Genomic DNA, 19,288 nt, shown 5'->3' with positions numbered 1-19,288 from the left:
TTTCAAGTACAAAATTTTATTTGGTTTCTTAAAATGATGACAAACAAAAAGACATCATTACATGGCAAACCTTATGCCGAGAATAACAGGCAATATTTCCACGATACAAAGGTACGAAATTAAATAGAGACTTTGTATAGGAATACTACGAATTATGGTAAAATATAGAATGAAAAATCTAATCAAATAAAATGCTACGATTGGTGTAAATAGATACACTTGCCAATTGAAATCATGCGGGAAGTAACCCATAAAGAGTACTAATAGCACTAAAACTAAAGCTGAATAGAAAAGGCTTGATGCTTGAATTATCTTGAAATAATGCAAATCGACTACTTTTTCGAGGTTGAATAATTGCCCAACCAACCCAATAAAAAAGTATTTCATAACCATGATTACAAACACCGCCAAACTAATTCGGAAATAGTTTGAAAGTAAAACTCCGAGCGTATCACCTTCTTGCAAAATGGCTCTTCCTCCAAAAACGTGGATTCCTTTGCTTTGCAAAAGCATATAAAATAAGCTGATTATTAAGCTCAGAAGAATGATAAACATCACATTCATTCGATTGAGGGGCTTGTTTATCAGAAACGATTGCTCTCGAACGAAAGTGTTGAACAAATCTTTGAAATTGAAGTACCGCTGAAATGCTCTAATATATGAGTTCGATAAATATGAAAAGAACACCAAAATAAACATCGACACCAGTACTATGTAGTTTCGGTAAGGCGTAGGCGTGCGTGGTTTTGCCGTTATACCTGACTCAGCCAATACGATTGGCTTTTGGTTCAGCGAGCGTTTATAGCCCAACATCAGTTTTTTATCTTCGATATTGTTTGAGCCATAAAGCGTAATGTAGATTGTTGGTTGCTCGTAAGCTCTGTAAAGACTATCGACACTCAATACAATCCATTTACCGACTGGAATCTTCTGGCGAAGTGAGCCATTGATAAACAAAAAATTATCAGCTTTTTGGGCGTAAACCAAAATATTGTAGCCTCTATTGCTCTGAATATCGCAAAAAACTGTGTGCGAAGGATATCCCAAATGCTGCTCTGAAATATACGGAATGTAAGCTTTCATTCGGTCGCTATACACTTGCCAATCATCGTGGTAATCGTGTACCAAGAAGTATTGATCGTTTGGGCCAACGGTAGTGGCAAACGACTTTGACGATAGGATTAGCAAAAGTATGTAAAGAATCTTCTTCAACGGCCTGCTTTAATTTTTTTGCAAAATTAAGCAAAAAAGGTCAGACTTGTTGAGTCTGACCTTTTGTTTTTATATTTTGACTGAAAAGATTTGTATGATTATTGAGTATGATTACTCAAATTTAAGCTCAATGTTTACTAAATCTTATCGAATCATCAATTTAAAATTAAGCTTTTCCGAGAGCTTTTAACATCGTTGCACCAATGTCGGCTGGAGATGCTACCACAAAGATTCCGCATTCTTCCATGATTTTCATCTTAGCTGCAGCAGTATCATCAGCACCACCGATGATTGCACCTGCGTGACCCATACGGCGACCTTTCGGAGCTGTTTGACCAGCAATAAAACCAACAACTGGTTTTGTGCCATTTTCTTTGATCCAACGAGCGGCTTCAGCTTCCATCCCACCACCAATTTCACCAATCATTACGATACCTTCTGTTTCTGGATCATTCATCAATAACTCAACTGCCTCTTTGGTTGTTGTTCCGATGATTGGGTCACCACCGATACCGATAGCGGTTGTTTGACCAAGACCTACTTTTGATAATTGGTCAACTGCTTCGTAAGTTAAAGTACCTGATTTAGAAACTACACCGATTGTGCCTTTTTTGAAAATAAAGCCTGGCATGATACCTACTTTACACTCTTCAGCTGTGATGATACCTGGACAGTTTGGTCCGATTAAAGTAACGTTTTTACCTTGAATATAAGATTTAGCCGTTACCATGTCTTTTGTCGGAATACCTTCTGTAATACAAACGATTACTTTAATACCCGCATCGGCTGCTTCCATGATTGCATCGGCAGCAAACGCTGGTGGTACGAAAATAATTGAGACATCAGCACCTGTGCTAACTACTGCTTGTTCTACAGTATTGAAAACAGGGCGGTCAAGGTGCAATTGTCCACCTTTTCCTGGCGTTACACCACCAACGACATTTGTGCCGTATTCAATCATTTGACCCGCATGGAAAGTACCTTCCGAGCCAGTAAAACCTTGTACGATTACTTTGGAGTTTTTATTTACAAGAACGCTCATTATTTTCGTGTATTTTGAATTTTACGTAAAAGTAGTTTGAAATGAGAAAAGTACAAAATGAAATTGTTAATTATCAATCATCAATTAGCAACTAACACTATAAATAACTTATAATCAGGCATTTATATAGAAATTAATTTTTGCTAAAATTTTATAGTTCTTTGAAAATTTTAAAAGCATAATTATTTTTTGTGCCAAAATATTCTTCCTTGTGCTATTTATTTTTTTTTCTGTCGTGTTCCTAAAATATTTACTGTGCAATTATTGTGTTTTTAGACAATTTTATATCAAAAATGCTCAATAAACCACCCAATAGTTAAATAGTCATACTATTTTTATCATTTTTAGAGAATTATATAAAAAAAACGGAACGGATTTTGCTTGTATTTTATAAGACAATTATCCTAATATTTCATTTATGAGAACTAAAAAATACTACATCGGTGTCTCTATGCTCTTAATAGCATCAGGTCTTTCAAGTTGTTTCCCCAAAGTTGAAACAACGAATCCAATAACTGTTACAAAATCAAAAATGGAGGAACTAAATATTTCCGCCACGTTCGATTTTAAAACAACTAAAGAGGTTAAATTTGATATTGGGACTTTTGATAATTTAGATAAACCCATGAAAGGTGTACTTATTTCGATATATAGTTATCCTGAAGATAAATTATTATTGAAAGGCATTTCTTCGGCATCGGGTTTATTACAAATCAATCAAGTTATTCCGAGTTATGTCAAACAAGTGGCTGTAAGACCAAACCGTATTGGCTTACCAAATGAATTTATAGTTAATGTAAATAATAATACAGTAAAAGCTATTTTTGGAGGCAAAAATCAAACAACTCCAAACATGCTTAGAGAAGTTAATGATGATAAAGCTGTAGATACAAAAAAACTTAGAGAGACAAATACATTATCCTATAATATAAAAACCTTAGGTACGTGGTCGAAGATGGGTTTACCTAATTATCTTGAGGCTAATCGAGATGATATTTCTGGTGAATTCTTAGCAAATATTGATGCCAGTGTACCAGAAAGGTCGCCTGTTACGATAGAAAACCCTGGCTTTTTGAAATCGACCAATAAAAATACTTTGACCATAACTGAGCTGGCTGATGTTTGGATTACCTTCGTGCATGAAGGTGCTGGTTGGACTAACACTCTTGGTTTTTATACTTTTGATTTAAACAAACCACCAACCAAAACCTCTGATATTTCGGCCATAACGATTGTTTTTCCAAATGTTTCGTACAGTGGTAGTGGTGGCAGTCTAACGTCAGGTGACAAAGTAAAAATAGGTCGATTTCCAGCAAATACAGGTATTGGATTTGTGTTGTTTGCTAATGGTTTTAATAACTCAACAGGTAATGTTAGCGATGGCAGTTATGCTCATTTTAGTCATGATGTTTTAAATATCGAATCGAAAGCCGACCTCAAACGCCATTTAATTGTACTAAACGACCCCACCACAAACCGCCTACTTTTAGCTTTTGAAGATGTTGACCGTGCAAGTCCAAGTTGTGACCAAGATTTCAACGATGCGATTTTCTTTGCTACATCAAATCCAGTAAGAGCAATTAACAGAGAGGATATTCCAGTGGTTATTAATAACAAAGATAGTGATGGTGACGGACTAAGTGATAACAATGATGAATATCCAACAGATATCAATAAAGCAGTAAATAACTACACTCCATCAAACAGTACATATAGCTCACTTGCCTATGAAGATTTGTGGCCATTCAAAGGAGATTACGACATGAATGATATGGTTGTAAATTATCAATTTCAAGAGGTTTTAAACACAGCGAATCAAGTTGTAGAGATAAATGCTAAAGTATATGTAAAAGTAATATTGGCAAATATTTTGAGTGGTTGGGGTTTTCAGCTACCTATTCCTCCTTCTTCGGTTAAAAGTGTTACGGGACAATCGCTTCGTTATAATGTTATTTCTAATGGAAGTAATGGCACGGAAAATGGACAAGATTTTGCAACAATCATTGCTTTTGATAATGGACCTGACCAATACAATGCGGTCAAAACTGATACACTTAATTTGAAAATTGTACTTAACACACCTGTTAATAAATCACTTTTAGGTACTGCTCCTTATAATCCATTTATTTTTCAGAGAAACTCACGTGGCAATGAGGTACATCTAATGAATCAACCTCCTACACAAAAAGCCAGTAAAAGTCTTTTAGGCACAGGCGATGATCGCTCAAACTCATCCTCAAGTATTTTTTATAAAAGCGAAGCTCGTTTGCCGTGGGCTTTAAATATTCCTGAGAACTTTAATCATCCTTTAGAAGGAAAACCTATACTTGATGGCTATCTTTTCTTTAAAAATTGGGTTGAAAGTGAAGGAGTTAGTTATCCTGACTGGTATTTAGATAAAACTGGATACAGAGACCCAAGTAAATTATCGAATATTAAATAATTAACTTGTTCTGTTAAAATAATTACCAATCCTTAGATTTTTAAAACTGAGGATTGGTAATTTTTATGGGTTATTTTCCTGACAATGATTAGCAAACTTCAAGGTTAAACTTCTTGTATTTAGTTGTATTATAGATACAACCATTTTATTGCATTGACAAGCTCAGTTTTTAGAAATTATTTCATTTTTTTGGGCAAACTCAAAACTGCATCAAATGCTGGTTTAGGCTGTTTATTTCTATCCCAAAGTAATGGGTAGTTGGTTCGTCTTGGTATTGGATAATCGTTTTTCCATGACATATCATCGTGGATTCCCCACATCGTTACTCTATCTATTTTATCACGTTTTTTGTAGAAAATTTCGAATAATTGAGCATAACGATTGGCCAATTGAGTTTGAACGTCTGCGGGTAAACCTTTACTGTATGGATCAAGAAATTCCTTAAATTCTTCGTTCTGAAATTGTTTTTCACTCATTCCTTGCCCAATTACCTGTCCTTCTTTTGTTAGTGGTAATACGTCAACATCCAACTCAGTAATCATTACTTTTACGCCCAAAGCGGCATAAGCTTCAATGGCAGCCTCAATATATTCAGTCTTTGGATAATTTAGCCCCCAATGCCCTTGAATTCCGATACCATCTATTTTGATACCTTCTTTTTGAAGCATTTTCACCATTCGCACGATTCCATCTCGTTTGGTTGGTCGCCATGCATTAAAATCATTATAATATAGTTCGGTGTTTGGTGCATATTCGGCAGCATATTTAAAGGCCAATTTTACTAATTCATCACCACTGCCAACGCCTTTAACCCAAGTAGTTTGACGGTAATTCCCATCGTCATCAATTACTTCATTCACCACATCCCAAGCATTGACTTTACCTGCGTATCTTCCTGCAATAACTTTTATGTGTTCACGCAGACGCTCTTTTACCTCTTCTTTTGTTTTGGGTTTTCCATCTTCGTTTTGAAAAAACCATGCAGGCGTTTGGTTGTGCCACACGAGCGTATGGCCCACGATAAACATATTATTTTTCTTACCAAACTCTACAAACGCATCGGCAGCTTCGTAATTAAACACGCCAGGCTTAGGATTTATGCGTTCAGCCTTCATTGAGTTTTCAATCGTGATGGTGTTGAATTGTTTCACGACAATATCTTGTAAGGCTTTATCTCGCCCCGAAACAATCCCTTCATTTACAGCAACCCCCATCTTGAAAGCATCTTTGTAGGCATCTTTGAGAGTCTGTGCCAAGCAATAATTTGATAGTAAGATTAAAATTGAATAGCGGAATGTACGTTTAATAGAAATCATTAGTATAAGGTTGAATTTTGGTTTTAAAGATAAAGTAAAAAGAAGAATTAAACAATTAGGGAGTGTTGAGAGTTGAAAAACATATCTCAAACTAAATCTTTAGATCTATGAAAAAGGACTCATTTGCTATTTATCTCACTACGCTTTTCGTGGTGGTTTATTGCTTATTTATTGTTTCTGAAATGCCTTATCCATTCATAATGGTGGCCTTTCTTGTACTACATGTTATGGTTATTTGGATGGTGTATGCCATACTTAAAAGTAAAGATGAACCCAAAGTTACCTTTGATGAAAAGTTTTATTTGGATGCTTCTTTTAAGCCAACAATTGTAAAGAAAGAAATAAATAAAAAATCCCCACTCTCGTAAGAGTTTGTGGATTTTTTATTGCTGCCTTCGACTTCGCTCAAGCATCACAAATTCGTTTTAACTTAATTGGGATTTGCATATAGTATTTTTATCATTAATCACTGTAAGGTATTTCCCAATTAAAATTTTCAAGATCTGTAACGCTAAATTTTTGTTTACTTAAACAATTTTTTGTGTCCATAATTAAATCAAATTGCTCTTTTGGGGTTTTATCAAACAATAAATTAGCATCATATATGTAGAAACGTACTTTCTTATCGGGGCTTGCTTCAAAAATATATTCCCATGTTTGATTCCGAGCCAATAAATTTTTAGATGAATTGGGTAAAATATTTACTCCATAACTATATTTATTTAGCTCATCGGTTTTAGAGTAATACACGACAATTTCCTTTGAAGAATTATTCTTGACTTTCAGCTTATTATCCGAACAAGTGAAACAAAATAAGCAAAGTGAAAACAAAAGGTATGAGGTTTGAAATTTCATCTTTTTGAATATTTATCAAAGCAAAATAACAAAAAATCCCCAAACTCTTACGAGAATGGGGATTTTTGTTGTTGCCTTCGACTACGCTTAGGCAGTTGTCAGAAATTAAGCTGGCTCTTCAACCAACTCTACTGTTTTCTTCTTGCGGAACCATTTGTCACGTACACGCTCATTGATGTAGTACAAACACGGCACGATAACCAATGTAAGTACGGTCGAGAAACTCAACCCAAAAATGATTGTCCATGCCAAGATTCCCCAGAAAACAGCACTATCTCCGCCAAAAAATAAGTGTGGATTTAGTTCGGTAAACATTGTCACGAAATCGAGACTCACACCAAAAGCTAAAGGAACAAGTCCTAAGATGGCTGCCGATGCAGTCAATAATACAGGTGTTAGACGCACACCACCTGCCTCTACAATCGCTTCTTTGAGAGCATACCCCCTACTGCGTAATTCGTCGGTGAACTCAATGAGCAAAATACCATTTTTCACCACAATACCTGCCAATGCAATAATACCAACACCCGACATAATTACTGAGAAAGTCATTCCAAAGGCCATGAAGCCTAAGAATACCCCAATAAATGAAAGTAGAATCGTTACGAAAATGATAACTGGCTTAATAACCGAGTTGAACTGAGTCGCCAAAATCAAGTAAATCAACAAAACGGCTGCACCTAAAGCACCTGCCAAGAAAATACCTGTTTCGGCTTGTTCTTCTTGTTCACCACCCATTTTCACGATATAGCCGCTCGGAATCTCCATTCTATCAATTACTTTATCCTGAATTTCAGCCACGATTTCGTTGGCATTATAGCCATTCAAAACCTCCGAACCAAGTGTGATGATACGCTGTTGGTTTTTGCGGTTGATCTGACTAAAAGTAGTCGAATAACTCACTTTTGCTACCGAATTTAACGGAACTTGACGCAAAATACCTCCTAAATTCATATCACGGTAAGTAATGTTCAGACTCAATAATTTTTCAATCTGATTACGGTCATCAGCTTTCAATCTTAGCTGAATCGGATATTCGTCTTTATCATCTCTGTATTTCGAGATTTCTGCTCCAAACAAGGCCGTACGAATCGCCAAAGCAATTTGTGAGGTGCTGATACCTTCACGTTGAGCTTTTACTTTATCTACATCAATAATGATTTCTGGTTTATTTGTAATCAAATCTGACTTCAATTCTTCAATTCCTTGAATTCCAGCGGCCGAGATACGTTTACGTACGTCTTTTTCTATTGAAATCAATTTATCAAAATCATCACCCGAAATTTCAACCGAAATAGGCTTTCCTGTTGGTGGGCCATTGTTTTCACGTTGTACAGAAATTTCACTTCCTGGAATTCCCTGAATTTCTTTTCGCATTTCTTCCAAAAGTTTGGCTGATGAAGTTTCACCACGGAATTCTTTTTTCACAAACGCAACCGTCACTTTCGACTTTTGAGGCGTTGCCGAACGGTCAGGATTGAATGGGTCGCCTGCGTTTTTACCAACATTAGAAATTACTGAGTTAATAGCACCTTCGGCTTTATTTCTTTTAATTACGGCAAAAACCTTACTTTCGATAACCTTGGTCACTGAGTCAGTCACACGTGCATCTGTTCCGACTGGCATTACGTTATATACATAAATATAGTCAGGCTCGCCACTTGGGAAGAAAATAACTTTTGGTTTTACGATTCCCAATAATACGAATGTAAGAATTAATAAAACGAACATACTCAACACCGCAAAAACTGGACGATAGCCCGTAATTACCCAAGAAATCAGATTACGATACGCTTGTTTGAAACGAGGTAAAGCTCCATCTTGGAAAGGCAAAATAATCTTCGGCGTAAGAATAAAGTGGTTGAAAGCATACAATATAGCTGCCAATAGAACCAAGTTTCCAAGACCTACATTTATTAAATATGCAGGAAGAGCGATAACTCCCATGATAATCATTGGGCGACGAATAGCCTTGAAACTTGTATCCTCATGGTCACCTTCTTCGTGGCGTTTCATGAACGAAATAGCAAAAACTGGGTTAATGACATAAGCTACAATCAACGAAGCCAAAAGCGTATAAATCAAAGTAATTGGCAAGTATTTCATAAACTCACCAACAATTCCTGGCCAAAATAATAGCGGGAAGAACGGAGCAATGGTAGTGAGAGTTCCTGACAATACAGGCAAGAAAACCTCTGATGCTGCTAAAGCAACCGCTTCTTTAATACTTAGATTTTTAAATCTATTAAACAAACGGTGAGCGTTTTCGATAACCACAATGGCATCATCAACCACGATACCGAGGCCAAGCAAGAAAGCAAAAAGTACGATTGTATTGAGCGTAAAGCCAGAGAACCAAAGCGGAATGAAAGCAATTAGAGCCGAAAGTGGCACAGATAGACCAACAAAGATGGCGTCACGCACACCCATAAAAAACATCAAAACGATTACCACGAAGATAAAACCTAAAACTACGGTATTTACTAAGTCAGCAATTTCGCTTTTTACACGCTCTGAAGTATCGGCTGTTACTCTTACTTCTAAACCTTGTGGAAAACGGTCTTCACGGTATTTTTCAAGTAATTGCTCAATACGTTCAGAAACCGCAATTACGTTTGCACCAGCACGTTTCACGACATTGAGCGTAACGGCCGATTTTCCATCTAAACGAGCAAAATCTTGTTGTTCTTCGTTGCTATCTCGCACGTCAGCCACATCTCCTAAGCGAACCGTTGCACCTGTTGAACTACGAATTTGCAATTCTTGAATTTGTTGCACACCACTAAATTCACCTTTCACACGAATCGTGCGACGTACATTATCAACATTTAGTTCACCACCCGAAATATTAATATTTTCGCCTTGAACCGCACTTTGCACATCATAAAAAGTCAAGCCTGCCGCTTGCATTTTATACAAATCAAGGTTAATCTGAATCTCACGTTTCAAAGTACCTACAATATCAACTTTCGTAATTTCTGGATAAGATTCAATCTCATCTTGCAATTGCTCGGCGTATCCTTTGAGTTTTTCAAGCGGAAAATTTCCAACCAAGTTGATATTCATAATCGGAAACTCTGAGAAGTTTACATCTTGGGCAGTTGGGCCGCTATCGAGTTTTTGTGGTAAATCACGCTTGGCTTTATCGACCGCATCACGTACTTTTTGAAGAGCTGCCTCAACTTTTACGTCGGGGTTAAATTCTACCAAAATCACCGAAACGTCTTGCAAAGCATTCGATTTAATGCGTTTTACGCCCGAAATTGTCTTTAATTGTTTTTCAATCGGTTTATTGATCACGTTCTCAATATCGGAAGGTGTAGTTCCGAAGTAAATCGTTTGAACGTAAATCTGTGGTACTTTAATGTCAGGAAACTGTTCTTTTGGAAGGTTGAAGTAAATTCCTAAACCTGCCATAAAAATCATGACCGTAAAAATATAAACCGTCGTTTGGTTATTACCTAACCAGCGAACGAGGTTGTAGATAGACCCACTTCCGTGAGGTAAATCTTGTTCATGTAAATTATCTTTTTCCATAATCCAATATATAATTTGAATGTAGAACCCCACCCCTGACCCCTCCCCGATAAGGAGGGAAACAAAAGGAAAGATTTTTAAATTGTAGGTTTTCAAATCCCCCCCCTATCGGGGAGGGATTTAGGGTGGGGTTATTTAGAAATTAACCGCTTGTCCATCAACTAAATCTTGGTAACCTTGCGTAATTAGCATATCGCCTGACTGCAAGCCCGATGTAATTTCGATGTCACCGTTATAAGTTACGCCCGTTGTTACTTTACGGCTACGTGCTACTTTCTTTGCACCTTCGGTTACGGCTACGTAAACAATATCGCCCAGCTCAGTGTGCTGAATATAGTTTTGGTTAATGATAATCGCATTACCTTTCGCTTGGTCGTTGATATTCATTACGGCCGTCATGTTTGGCTTTAATTGTGGGTCAATTTTAGAAATCGAAGCCTCTACTGCAAACGTTCTTGAAGCAGGATTTACGGTTTGACCAACAAATGTCAATCTGGCAGTAGTTTCTTTACCTAAATCTGGAAATTTGATAGTTACAACATCGCCTTGTTTGATTGTACTGGCATACGTATCAGCCACTTGAGCTACAACTTTGAGGTTTTCAGAGTTTACAATTCTTACGATTCCCAAACCTGGAGCAGCCATTTCGCCTGCACGCATACGAACCTCGTCAACAAAACCACTCAACGGAGCAACTACTTTGGTCATGGCTGTCTGTGTTTGGAGCGTAGCCAAACGTTTTTCAAGAGCTTCAACATTCGCTTTTGCTTGAATGTATTGCACTTCTGTCCCGATTTTTTGGTCCCAAAGCGATTTTTGTTTTTCGTAGAAAACCTTTGCCGTACCCAACTGTACATCAATTTCTTGGATAGATTGTTTCAAAACAGAGTTATCAATCGTAGCAATAACTTGACCTTGTTTTACGAAATCACCTTCTTTTACATAAAGATTCGTGATAGCTCCACCCATTTGTGGGGAAACAAAAAGATTGTTTTTTGCATCAACACGACCTTGAATCTCGACAAAGTGTTTGAAAGTCTGCGTTGCAATCGGCGAAACAGTTACCGAAATTACCTTCTCAACTTCTTTCTTTGGGTCAAGAATATCGAGTTCTGCTTGTAGTTTTTTGATACTCGCCGCAATTGATTTTTCGTCTGCTTGAAGTTTAGCGAGTTCTGCTCTTTTTTCTGATACTTTATCGCCTCCTCCTTTCGAGCAAGAAGCCAAAATAATAACTGTCGATAAGATATATAATGTATTTTTCATATTAAAATTAATGAATGAGTGAATGAATGTTAGAATGAGAGAATGTATAAAATCAATTCTACAATTTTCTCACTGGTTTACTCCGCCAATAGTTTACCCATTGCTTTGTCTAAATCTACTTTTGCAATCAATAAATCATATAATGCCGCAAAATAATTTGTTTGTGCTTCTTTCAACGAAGATTCAGCATTTACGACTTCGATATTTGTGCCTGCACCAGCTTGATATTTGATTTTTGAAACTCGCACCACTTCGGTAGCTAAATCCATATTTGCTTTTTGAGACTTGAGTGTTTCTAAACCATTTTTCAAACTGATAATACCTTGAGAAGCCTGTAATTCAAACGATTCACGCAATAACAAAGCACTTTGGTCGATTTTTGTCAAATTAATGTTTTGTTGTTGAATCTGAATTTTACGAAGACCACTATCATAAATCGGAATCTGAACACCCAAACTCAAAGCCGAAGAACCAAACCAACGCTCGAAAGGATTGAAGCGTGGGTTACTATGTCCCGCACCCAACGAACCACTGAAAAATACCTTTGGCAAGGCACCTTTCTGAATCCGTTCGATGTCAAGCGTTGTGAGTTTACGTTGTGTCATCAAAGTTGAATATTCAATACGATTTCCGTAATCAACTCCTTGATATTCTGGCAATTGCAATAGATTTACATCGGTTTCAGAAAGTTTATCTTTCAACGAAATCGACTCTTGTTGCTTAATTCCCATCTGGAATTTCAACAAACCATAAGATAACTGAATCAAATTCTGAACTTTGATTGTTTCCGTAACCAAATTATTGCGTTGCACTTGTAGGCGGTCAACGTCTAATTTTTCTACGAAACCTTTTTCGTTCATGATTTTGATTTCTCTGAGAAGCGTATCCAAACGGCTGATATTCAAACCCAGAATTTTGCTTCTTTCTTCGGCCACCAAAACCGAATAATAGGCTTTCATTACATTTTCGGCAACTGCTACTTTCGAGCTGGTCACGGTGCGTTGAGCTAATTCACGATAAACTGGAGCGGCTTTTAAGCCAACCAACCAAGTAGCATCGAAAATCAATTGATTTACACCAATTCCCGCTTGACCGCCCCACGGCACACCAAACTTAAATTTTACAACCTCACCTTCGGCAGCTTGTGGATTAAAGTTTTTGGCATCAACTAATTGTGTTGGCACAATCACATTGGCAGTGTACTGAAACTGACCGCTAACTTGTGGCATACCAGCAGCTTTTACCTGCTTGATGGTATTTTCGGCTGAGTAGATTTCTAATTCAGCATTTTTTACGGTAATATGGTTTTTTAAAGCATATTGAACAGCTTCTTTAAGTGTGAACGATTGCTGACTATACGCACTCGTAGCCACAATCAGAAAAAGTAAGCTAAATGCCCTTCGGCGGAGTGTTGCCACTTCCGTCCAGCGGAATCCCGCCCGTAGGTATTTTATTTTCATATTTGTGTATTTGTTTTTAATGTAAGACGTTGGTTTTGTAGGTATTCTATTTTAAAAATGGATATTAATTATTGTCGATATATTGTTCGTAAATGGTTAAACCCTTTGGAGTTAGCACTCCTCTTAGAAAGTGGTCGATAAACGTTTGATGAATCTCAAACTGATTAAAGATAGTATTCGGAAAAACACTTTGGTCGAAAGCAAAATCAATTTCTTCCATACGTAACCTTGATAAAACTTCAATATTAATTTCGGGTCTGTAAAGCCCTTGTTTCACACCCTCTTGTAGATTACGTCGGGTTATATCCAAAAAAATCGTTTGTTTGTGTTGTTGAAACAAAGCCCAAGTTTTCGGATAATATTTTTTTAAGTCATAAATTATCACAGGATTAAATGTAGCCGCATCTTTTTTCAGTACTTCGATTTCCTTCACTACCTCATGTATCGGATTTTCAGACTCCTCATAAATACGCTCACAAATTCCTTGTTCATGATTCATTCTGCTTGTAGCTACTTCATGCACAATGGCATCTTTATCTGCAAAATGCAAATAGATTGTCTTCTTCGAAATCCCAAGTTCAGAAGCAATCTCGTCCATCGTCACACTGCGAATCCCAAACTTCAAGAAAAGTTCTTCGGCAGCTTTTAATATACGTTCTTTAACTTCCATTCTTTCTCCTTAAAAATTACTTAGCTTCATTGGTATAAATGTTTTTATACTCTAAGAAACTTAGGAAACTTTCAAAAGGTTCAAAGTTTTTATAATTTTTTTTAGAACTCCTCTTTAACAATACAAATTTTAAAAATCAAACTAATATTCAGAAAACAAAGATGATGAAGCATTAAAATATGGGGATAAACCATAAAAATATGAGGATGAACATATTTATAAACCTAAAATAGCACCAGTGTTTATTGAAATAAGTTGATAAAAAATTGTACTTTTCAAATTCAACGTTTTGTCAACAAAATGTTATCCTTGATTTTGCGGAAATTTTGTCGATAAATTGTACTTTTGTAAACCTATCTATTCGTTCTGCTTTGCTGTACATTTTTAATACTCAAAAAGTCTTATTTAAAATTGGAGATATAGTTTTAGTACTATCCGAAATTTAAAAATGAGTATTAAAAAATTTACAAAAAACACTTACAAAAAACCTAAATTTTTTAAGTCTAAATGAGTTTCTACAAAAAGTTTGTATTTCCATACCTCACTCGCTACGATGCCGAGAAAATTCATTATGTAGCGATGAACGCCCTCAAGACCGCCTGTGCGATTCCGCTCATGCCCAATATTTTGAGGTTATTTTTTGAAAAAAAAGACACTCGCCTCGAAAGAAAAGTTTTCGGTTTACGTTTCAAAAATCCAGTAGGTTTAGCAGCGGGTTTCGATAAAAATGGCGTTTGGACTGACCAACTTTCAAATCTCGGTTTTGGTTTTATAGAAATCGGAACAGTTACACCAAAACCTCAGGCTGGCAATGACAAACCTCGTCTTTTCAGACTAAAACCAGACGAAGCACTCATCAACCGAATGGGTTTCAATAACGAAGGTTCAATCGAAGCAGCTAATAATCTACGTAAACGCAAATCAAAGGTGATTATCGGCGGAAACATTGGCAAAAACAAAGTCACCGAAAACGATGATGCTGTCTATGATTACCTCAAAGCCTTCAATGACCTTTATCCCTACGTTGATTATTTCGTGGTAAACGTAAGTTCACCCAACACCCCAGGATTAAGAGATTTACAAGAAAAAGAGCCTCTAAAATATATTTTGAAAGTTTTGGAAAGAGACAACGGGAGAAAATCAAAACCAAAGCCAATTCTCTTGAAAATTGCCCCAGATTTGACCAACGAACAACTTGATGATGTGATAGAAATCGTCAAAGAAACTCGCACAGCAGGCGTAATTGCCACCAACACAACCATCAGCAGAGAGGGCTTAGTATCTGATAAAGAGACAGTTAGCGAAATTGGAGCGGGTGGATTAAGCGGCAAACCATTGACAGACCGCTCAACCGAAGTAATCAGATATTTGTCAGAAAAATCGAATAAAGCATTTCCAATAATCGGAGTTGGCGGAATTTACACCGCCCAAGATGCTATTGATAAACTGAATGCTGGTGCATCGCTCGTACAGGTCTATTCGGGCTTTGTTTACGAAGGGCCAAGCATTGCTAAAGAAATTTGCGAAGGAATTTTGAAAGAAACTCCTAAAAAATAATCAACTGATAACCAAATAGTTAGCCATCAAAAAGTGTTATTCTAAAAAAAGAATGACACTTTTTTTTATTTCTGTGAAACCTTTTATTATTCTTAATTGTATTATATGTATATACATACAATGTAAAAACATTATTAAAAATATTTATAAAATTTAAACTTTACAAAACAATGGCAACTTGGATTATTGACCCAACGCACTCAGAAGTAAACTTCAAAGTAAAACACTTAATGATTTCGACAGTAACAGGTAACTTCGGAACTTACGAAGGAAGCGTAGAAACAGCCAATGATGAAAATTTTGCAGGTGCAAAAGTAAATTTCTCGGCTGACATCGACAGTATCTCGACTGGACAAGAACAAAGAGATGGTCACTTGAAATCAGCGGACTTCTTTGATGCTGAAAACTTCCCAAAATTGACATTCGTTTCAACTTCAATGGACAAAGTTGACGATGAAAATTATACATTAACTGGCGATTTGACAATCAGAGGAACAACTAAAGAAGTAACTTTAAAAGCTGAATTCGGTGGTATTATGGGTGATTTCTACGGAAATACAAAAGCTGGTTTTGATATTTCTGGAAAAATCAACCGTCAAGATTTCGGTCTGACTTGGGGTGCAGTTACAGAAGCTGGTGGTGTTGTAGTAAGCGATGAAGTAAAATTAGCTTTCAATATTCAGGTAGCTAAACAAGCGTAATTTTTTTAAGGTGATAAACGCATAAGGCTCTTTGATTAATTTCAAAGAGCCTTTTTTATTGTAAATACTGTGCACTATCGTTCCGAAAACTATGAACTTTTTTACAAACTACTCGTTTTTCCGCCATCAACAGGAATACTTACGCCATTGACCGAAGCAGCTGCTGGTGAACATAAAAATGCAATGACAGAAGCCGTTTCTTGTGGAGTTGTAAATCGCCCAATTGGAATATCTTTGATTAATTCTTGCTCTACTTCGGCAATTGGTTTGCCAGTTGAAGTTGCTTTCATTTCATTTACTTTCTGCAAACGAGCAGTTGTGGTGTAACCTGGTAAAACATTATTAGTAGTGATACCATATTTTCCCAACTCATTGGCCACTGATTTTGCCCAATTTCCCATCGCCCCACGAACTGTATTCGATACTCCTAAACCAACAATTGGTTGTTTCATTCCAATCGAAGTCACATTAATGATTCGTCCAAAACCTGCTTTTATCATGGTCGGAGCTATAGCTTGTGTTAAGATTTGAGCTGAAACTACGTGTTCGTTAAAGGTTTGTGTAAATAATTCTGTACTTGCTTCGAGTACAGGCCCTCCCACTGGGCCGCCCGTATTATTAACCAAAATATGGGCTTCGGGGTATTTTGATAAATGACGCTCGATACGAGATTTAATTTGATTGGTTTTTGAGAAGTCTATCAAAAGATAGCGGTGCTTTTGACCTTTTTTGCGTGGCAATTCGTCTAAGACTGCTTTTAATTTTTCTTCGTTTCGAGCGACAAGCGTAATACTTGCCCCCAAAAGAGCCAACTCAATGGCTGTGGCTTTTCCAATACCTTGTGTGCTACCGCATACGAAGGCAGTTTTTCCTGTTAAGTCGAGATTCATAGCTATTTTTTTTATAGGCAAAGTTACGGTTTTATTGATATATTTGAAAATCATCAGTAAATCATTTGGCACTCTAATACTAAGTAACGAATATTGCAATAAAAACACTTTCCGATGTACTTATCTATTATTTCACCTGTTTACAGAGCCGAAGAAATCGTTGAACAATTAGTTGCAGAAATCCATCAAGCAGTCAGACCAATAACTGATTCTTATGAAATCCTATTGGTAGAAGATGGTAGCCCTGATAAATCTTGGGAAGCAATTTTGCGTGTATGTGAGCGAGATAAAATAGTAAAAGGTGTAAAACTTAGTCGGAATTTCGGTCAGCACGCAGCTATTACGGCTGGCTTAGCAACTTCAAAAGGTGAGTGGATTGTAGTGATGGACTGCGACCTTCAAGACCGTCCCGATGAAATTCCTCGCCTACTCGCCAAAGCAAAAGAAGGCTATGAGTTAGTTTTTGCACAACGTCAAGTTCGTCAAGATGGTTTTTTCAAGAAACTCTCCTCTAAAGTATTTTATAAAACTTTCAGTTATTTAACTGATACTGTGCAAGATAGCAGTGTGGCTAACTTCGGAATTTATCACCGAAAAGTAGTTGATGCAGTGGTTAACTTAGGCGACCGCATTCGATTTTTTCCTACCATGACCCAGTGGGTAGGCTTCCGAAAAGCATATTTACCCGTGAAACACGACGAACGAGCATCAGGAAAATCTTCCTACTCTTGGTCAAAACTTATCGAACTGGCATTCAATAATATTATTTCCTTTTCGGATAAACCTTTGCGTCTGACTGTCCGCTTGGGCTTAATCATGTCAGGTATAGCCATTCTTTTGGGTGTAGCCTACCTGTATCTTTACTTTACCAATCAAATCAAGCAATTAGGCTTTGCGAGTATTATTATCTCTATCACGTTTTTCTCAGGCCTAATTATTTTTATTCTCGGCATCATTGGTATTTATTTAGGTAAAACTTTTGAGCAAGTAAAAGGCCGACCAACTCACATTATCGACCAAAAACTTAATTTCTGATGATATATTTAGCATGGGATAGTGATTTTTTCAATAAAAAAATCGGAAGAATTGATATTACAGACGATTATACTTTCTTAGTCGAAAATCTTGAAAAGGCATTTCAACAACAGTATGATTTAATTTATGTTTTTGGAAATAAAAGCACTGATATTCCGAGTAAAATTCTTGAAAAATTTAATGGAAAATTAGTTGACCGAAAAATCACCTATACCGCTCAAATTGAAGATTTACGAACCAAAACTATTACTAAAATTAAAGAATTTGACCAAAAAGATGGCCTTTTATTATACGATTTGGCTTATTTAAGTGGCACACATTCACGCTTTAAATTAGATGAAGGTTTAGGTATTGAAAATTTCAAACGTTTATACCGAGAATGGATTGATAAATCGGTGAATCATCAAATTGCAGAAAAAGTATTTGCTTACGAGGATGATGAACGAATAAAAGCAATGGTAACCTTAGGTGTGAAAGAGAACACCACAACTATCGGCCTCATTGCCGTAGATGAAACACTGCAAGGAAAAGGTGTTGGAATGTCGCTGATTGATGCTTGTGTGCAATACTGCAAGATTGAAGGTCTTATCTCGCTTGATGTACCAACGCAGCTTGATAATATTCAAGCTTGCAAGTTTTACGAAAAATGTGGTTTTACTGAAAAATCAGTCCAAAATATTTATCATTTTTGGGCATAAAAAAAGCCTTTCTTTTCAGAAAGGCTCTCTTCAATATTCTTTGAATGATTATTGCAATTTTTCAACTTGCATATATCCCAACTCTACTGGCGTACTACGACCAAAGATTTTAACGCTTACGCTCAATTTCTTCTTATCTTCGTTGATTTCTTCCACGTTTCCGTCAAAACCACTGAATGGTCCGTCGATTACTTTTACATTTTCGCCCTTAGTGAAGGTCAGACCTGGTGCGATTGTCTCACCAATAACTGTTTCTTCTTGTACACCTAAAATACGATTGATTTCAGACTGACGTAAAGGCTCTGGTGTCATGGATGTGCCGTTGTTACGACCCAAAAAGCCAATTACACCTGGCATACTTTTAATTAAGTGAAGCACTTCACCATTATTTAAGTCAGCATTGACAAGGATGTATCCAGGGAAAAAACTTTTTTCACGAACACGTTTTTTGCCATTACGAACTTCTGTGATTTTCTCGGTTGGAATTAATATTGTTGGTATTAACTCATCCAACTTGCGTCGAATTGCTTCGTTTTCGATGTAGGTTTTAATTTTCTTCTCCTGTCCCGAAACTGCCCGCACAACGTACCAATTGATTTCGCTCAT

Annotated in this window: 16 protein-coding genes; 6 read left to right on the top strand and 10 right to left on the bottom strand. The window is 36.7% G+C overall.

What is annotated here, in order from left to right; all coding sequences use genetic code 11:
• Positions 1–57: 57 nt before the first annotated feature.
• Positions 58–1,212, bottom strand: coding sequence for a DUF4271 domain-containing protein (locus A6M55_RS13115; protein WP_197491707.1), 1,155 nt, complete (start codon positions 1,210–1,212; stop codon positions 58–60).
• Positions 1,213–1,378: 166 nt separating this feature from the next.
• Complete coding sequence (gene sucD, locus A6M55_RS13110) at positions 1,379–2,254, bottom strand: succinate--CoA ligase subunit alpha (RefSeq protein WP_064198046.1); 876 nt, start codon at positions 2,252–2,254, stop codon at positions 1,379–1,381.
• Positions 2,255–2,786: 532 nt separating this feature from the next.
• Between sucD and A6M55_RS13105 the strand changes: the two genes are divergently transcribed.
• On the top strand, positions 2,787–4,697 hold the full coding sequence (locus A6M55_RS13105) for an LruC domain-containing protein (protein WP_197491706.1): 1,911 nt from the start codon (positions 2,787–2,789) through the stop codon (positions 4,695–4,697).
• Positions 4,698–4,873: 176 nt separating this feature from the next.
• On the opposite strand, the gene A6M55_RS13100 is transcribed toward A6M55_RS13105, so the two are convergent.
• Positions 4,874–6,013 (bottom strand): endo-1,4-beta-xylanase, encoded by a 1,140-nt coding sequence (locus A6M55_RS13100; protein WP_156511060.1) that lies wholly within the window; start codon positions 6,011–6,013, stop codon positions 4,874–4,876.
• A gap of 107 nt (positions 6,014–6,120) precedes the next feature.
• On the opposite strand from A6M55_RS13100, the gene A6M55_RS13095 reads away from it, so the two are divergent.
• The gene (locus tag A6M55_RS13095) at positions 6,121–6,381 is read left to right on the top strand and encodes a hypothetical protein (RefSeq protein WP_064198044.1); all 261 of its coding nucleotides are present in this window, start codon (positions 6,121–6,123) and stop codon (positions 6,379–6,381) included.
• A 94-nt stretch (positions 6,382–6,475) separates the two neighbouring features.
• Here the strand turns inward: A6M55_RS13095 and A6M55_RS13090 are convergent, their stop codons facing one another.
• From A6M55_RS13090 to A6M55_RS13070, 5 genes are all read right to left on the bottom strand, one after another.
• Positions 6,476–6,868 carry a hypothetical protein gene (locus A6M55_RS13090; protein WP_064198043.1) on the bottom strand — a complete coding sequence of 131 codons (393 nt, stop codon included), beginning with the start codon at positions 6,866–6,868 and terminating at the stop codon, positions 6,476–6,478.
• 105 nt (positions 6,869–6,973) lie between these two features.
• Positions 6,974–10,405: an efflux RND transporter permease subunit gene (locus tag A6M55_RS13085; protein WP_229235536.1), complete on the bottom strand. Its 3,432-nt coding sequence runs from the start codon at positions 10,403–10,405 to the stop codon at positions 6,974–6,976.
• A gap of 135 nt (positions 10,406–10,540) precedes the next feature.
• Entirely contained in the window at positions 10,541–11,671 is a 1,131-nt protein-coding gene (locus A6M55_RS13080; protein ID WP_064198042.1) for an efflux RND transporter periplasmic adaptor subunit, read from the bottom strand.
• A 77-nt stretch (positions 11,672–11,748) separates the two neighbouring features.
• The gene (locus A6M55_RS13075) at positions 11,749–13,131 is read right to left on the bottom strand and encodes a TolC family protein (RefSeq protein WP_082893019.1); all 1,383 of its coding nucleotides are present in this window, start codon (positions 13,129–13,131) and stop codon (positions 11,749–11,751) included.
• Between the two features lie 64 nt (positions 13,132–13,195).
• Positions 13,196–13,801, bottom strand: a complete 606-nt coding sequence (locus tag A6M55_RS13070; protein ID WP_064198041.1) for a TetR/AcrR family transcriptional regulator — start codon at positions 13,799–13,801, stop codon at positions 13,196–13,198.
• A 507-nt stretch (positions 13,802–14,308) separates the two neighbouring features.
• On the opposite strand from A6M55_RS13070, the gene A6M55_RS13065 reads away from it, so the two are divergent.
• Complete coding sequence (locus A6M55_RS13065; RefSeq protein ID WP_064198040.1) at positions 14,309–15,358, top strand: quinone-dependent dihydroorotate dehydrogenase; 1,050 nt, start codon at positions 14,309–14,311, stop codon at positions 15,356–15,358.
• A gap of 170 nt (positions 15,359–15,528) precedes the next feature.
• A complete protein-coding gene (locus tag A6M55_RS13060; RefSeq protein WP_064198039.1) occupies positions 15,529–16,059 on the top strand; it encodes a YceI family protein in 531 nt (176 codons plus the stop codon).
• Positions 16,060–16,160: 101 nt separating this feature from the next.
• Here A6M55_RS13060 and A6M55_RS13055 read toward each other — a convergent pair whose 3' ends face one another.
• The gene (locus A6M55_RS13055) at positions 16,161–16,949 is read right to left on the bottom strand and encodes an SDR family oxidoreductase (RefSeq protein WP_064198059.1); all 789 of its coding nucleotides are present in this window, start codon (positions 16,947–16,949) and stop codon (positions 16,161–16,163) included.
• 114 nt (positions 16,950–17,063) lie between these two features.
• On the opposite strand from A6M55_RS13055, the gene A6M55_RS13050 reads away from it, so the two are divergent.
• Complete coding sequence (locus tag A6M55_RS13050) at positions 17,064–17,984, top strand: glycosyltransferase family 2 protein (protein ID WP_064198038.1); 921 nt, start codon at positions 17,064–17,066, stop codon at positions 17,982–17,984.
• On the top strand, positions 17,984–18,682 hold the full coding sequence (locus tag A6M55_RS13045) for a GNAT family N-acetyltransferase (RefSeq protein WP_064198037.1): 699 nt from the start codon (positions 17,984–17,986) through the stop codon (positions 18,680–18,682). The genes A6M55_RS13050 and A6M55_RS13045 overlap by 1 nt, the downstream gene beginning before the upstream one ends.
• A gap of 48 nt (positions 18,683–18,730) precedes the next feature.
• Here the strand turns inward: A6M55_RS13045 and nusG are convergent.
• Positions 18,731–19,288: transcription termination/antitermination protein NusG (nusG, locus tag A6M55_RS13040; protein WP_064198036.1), on the bottom strand; the 558-nt coding region annotated here is incomplete at its 5' end.

The sequence above is a fragment of the Emticicia sp. MM genome (genome assembly GCF_001649495.1).
Note: the sequence above shows the minus strand (reverse complement) of the source record. Positions and strands in the feature narration are given on the sequence as shown.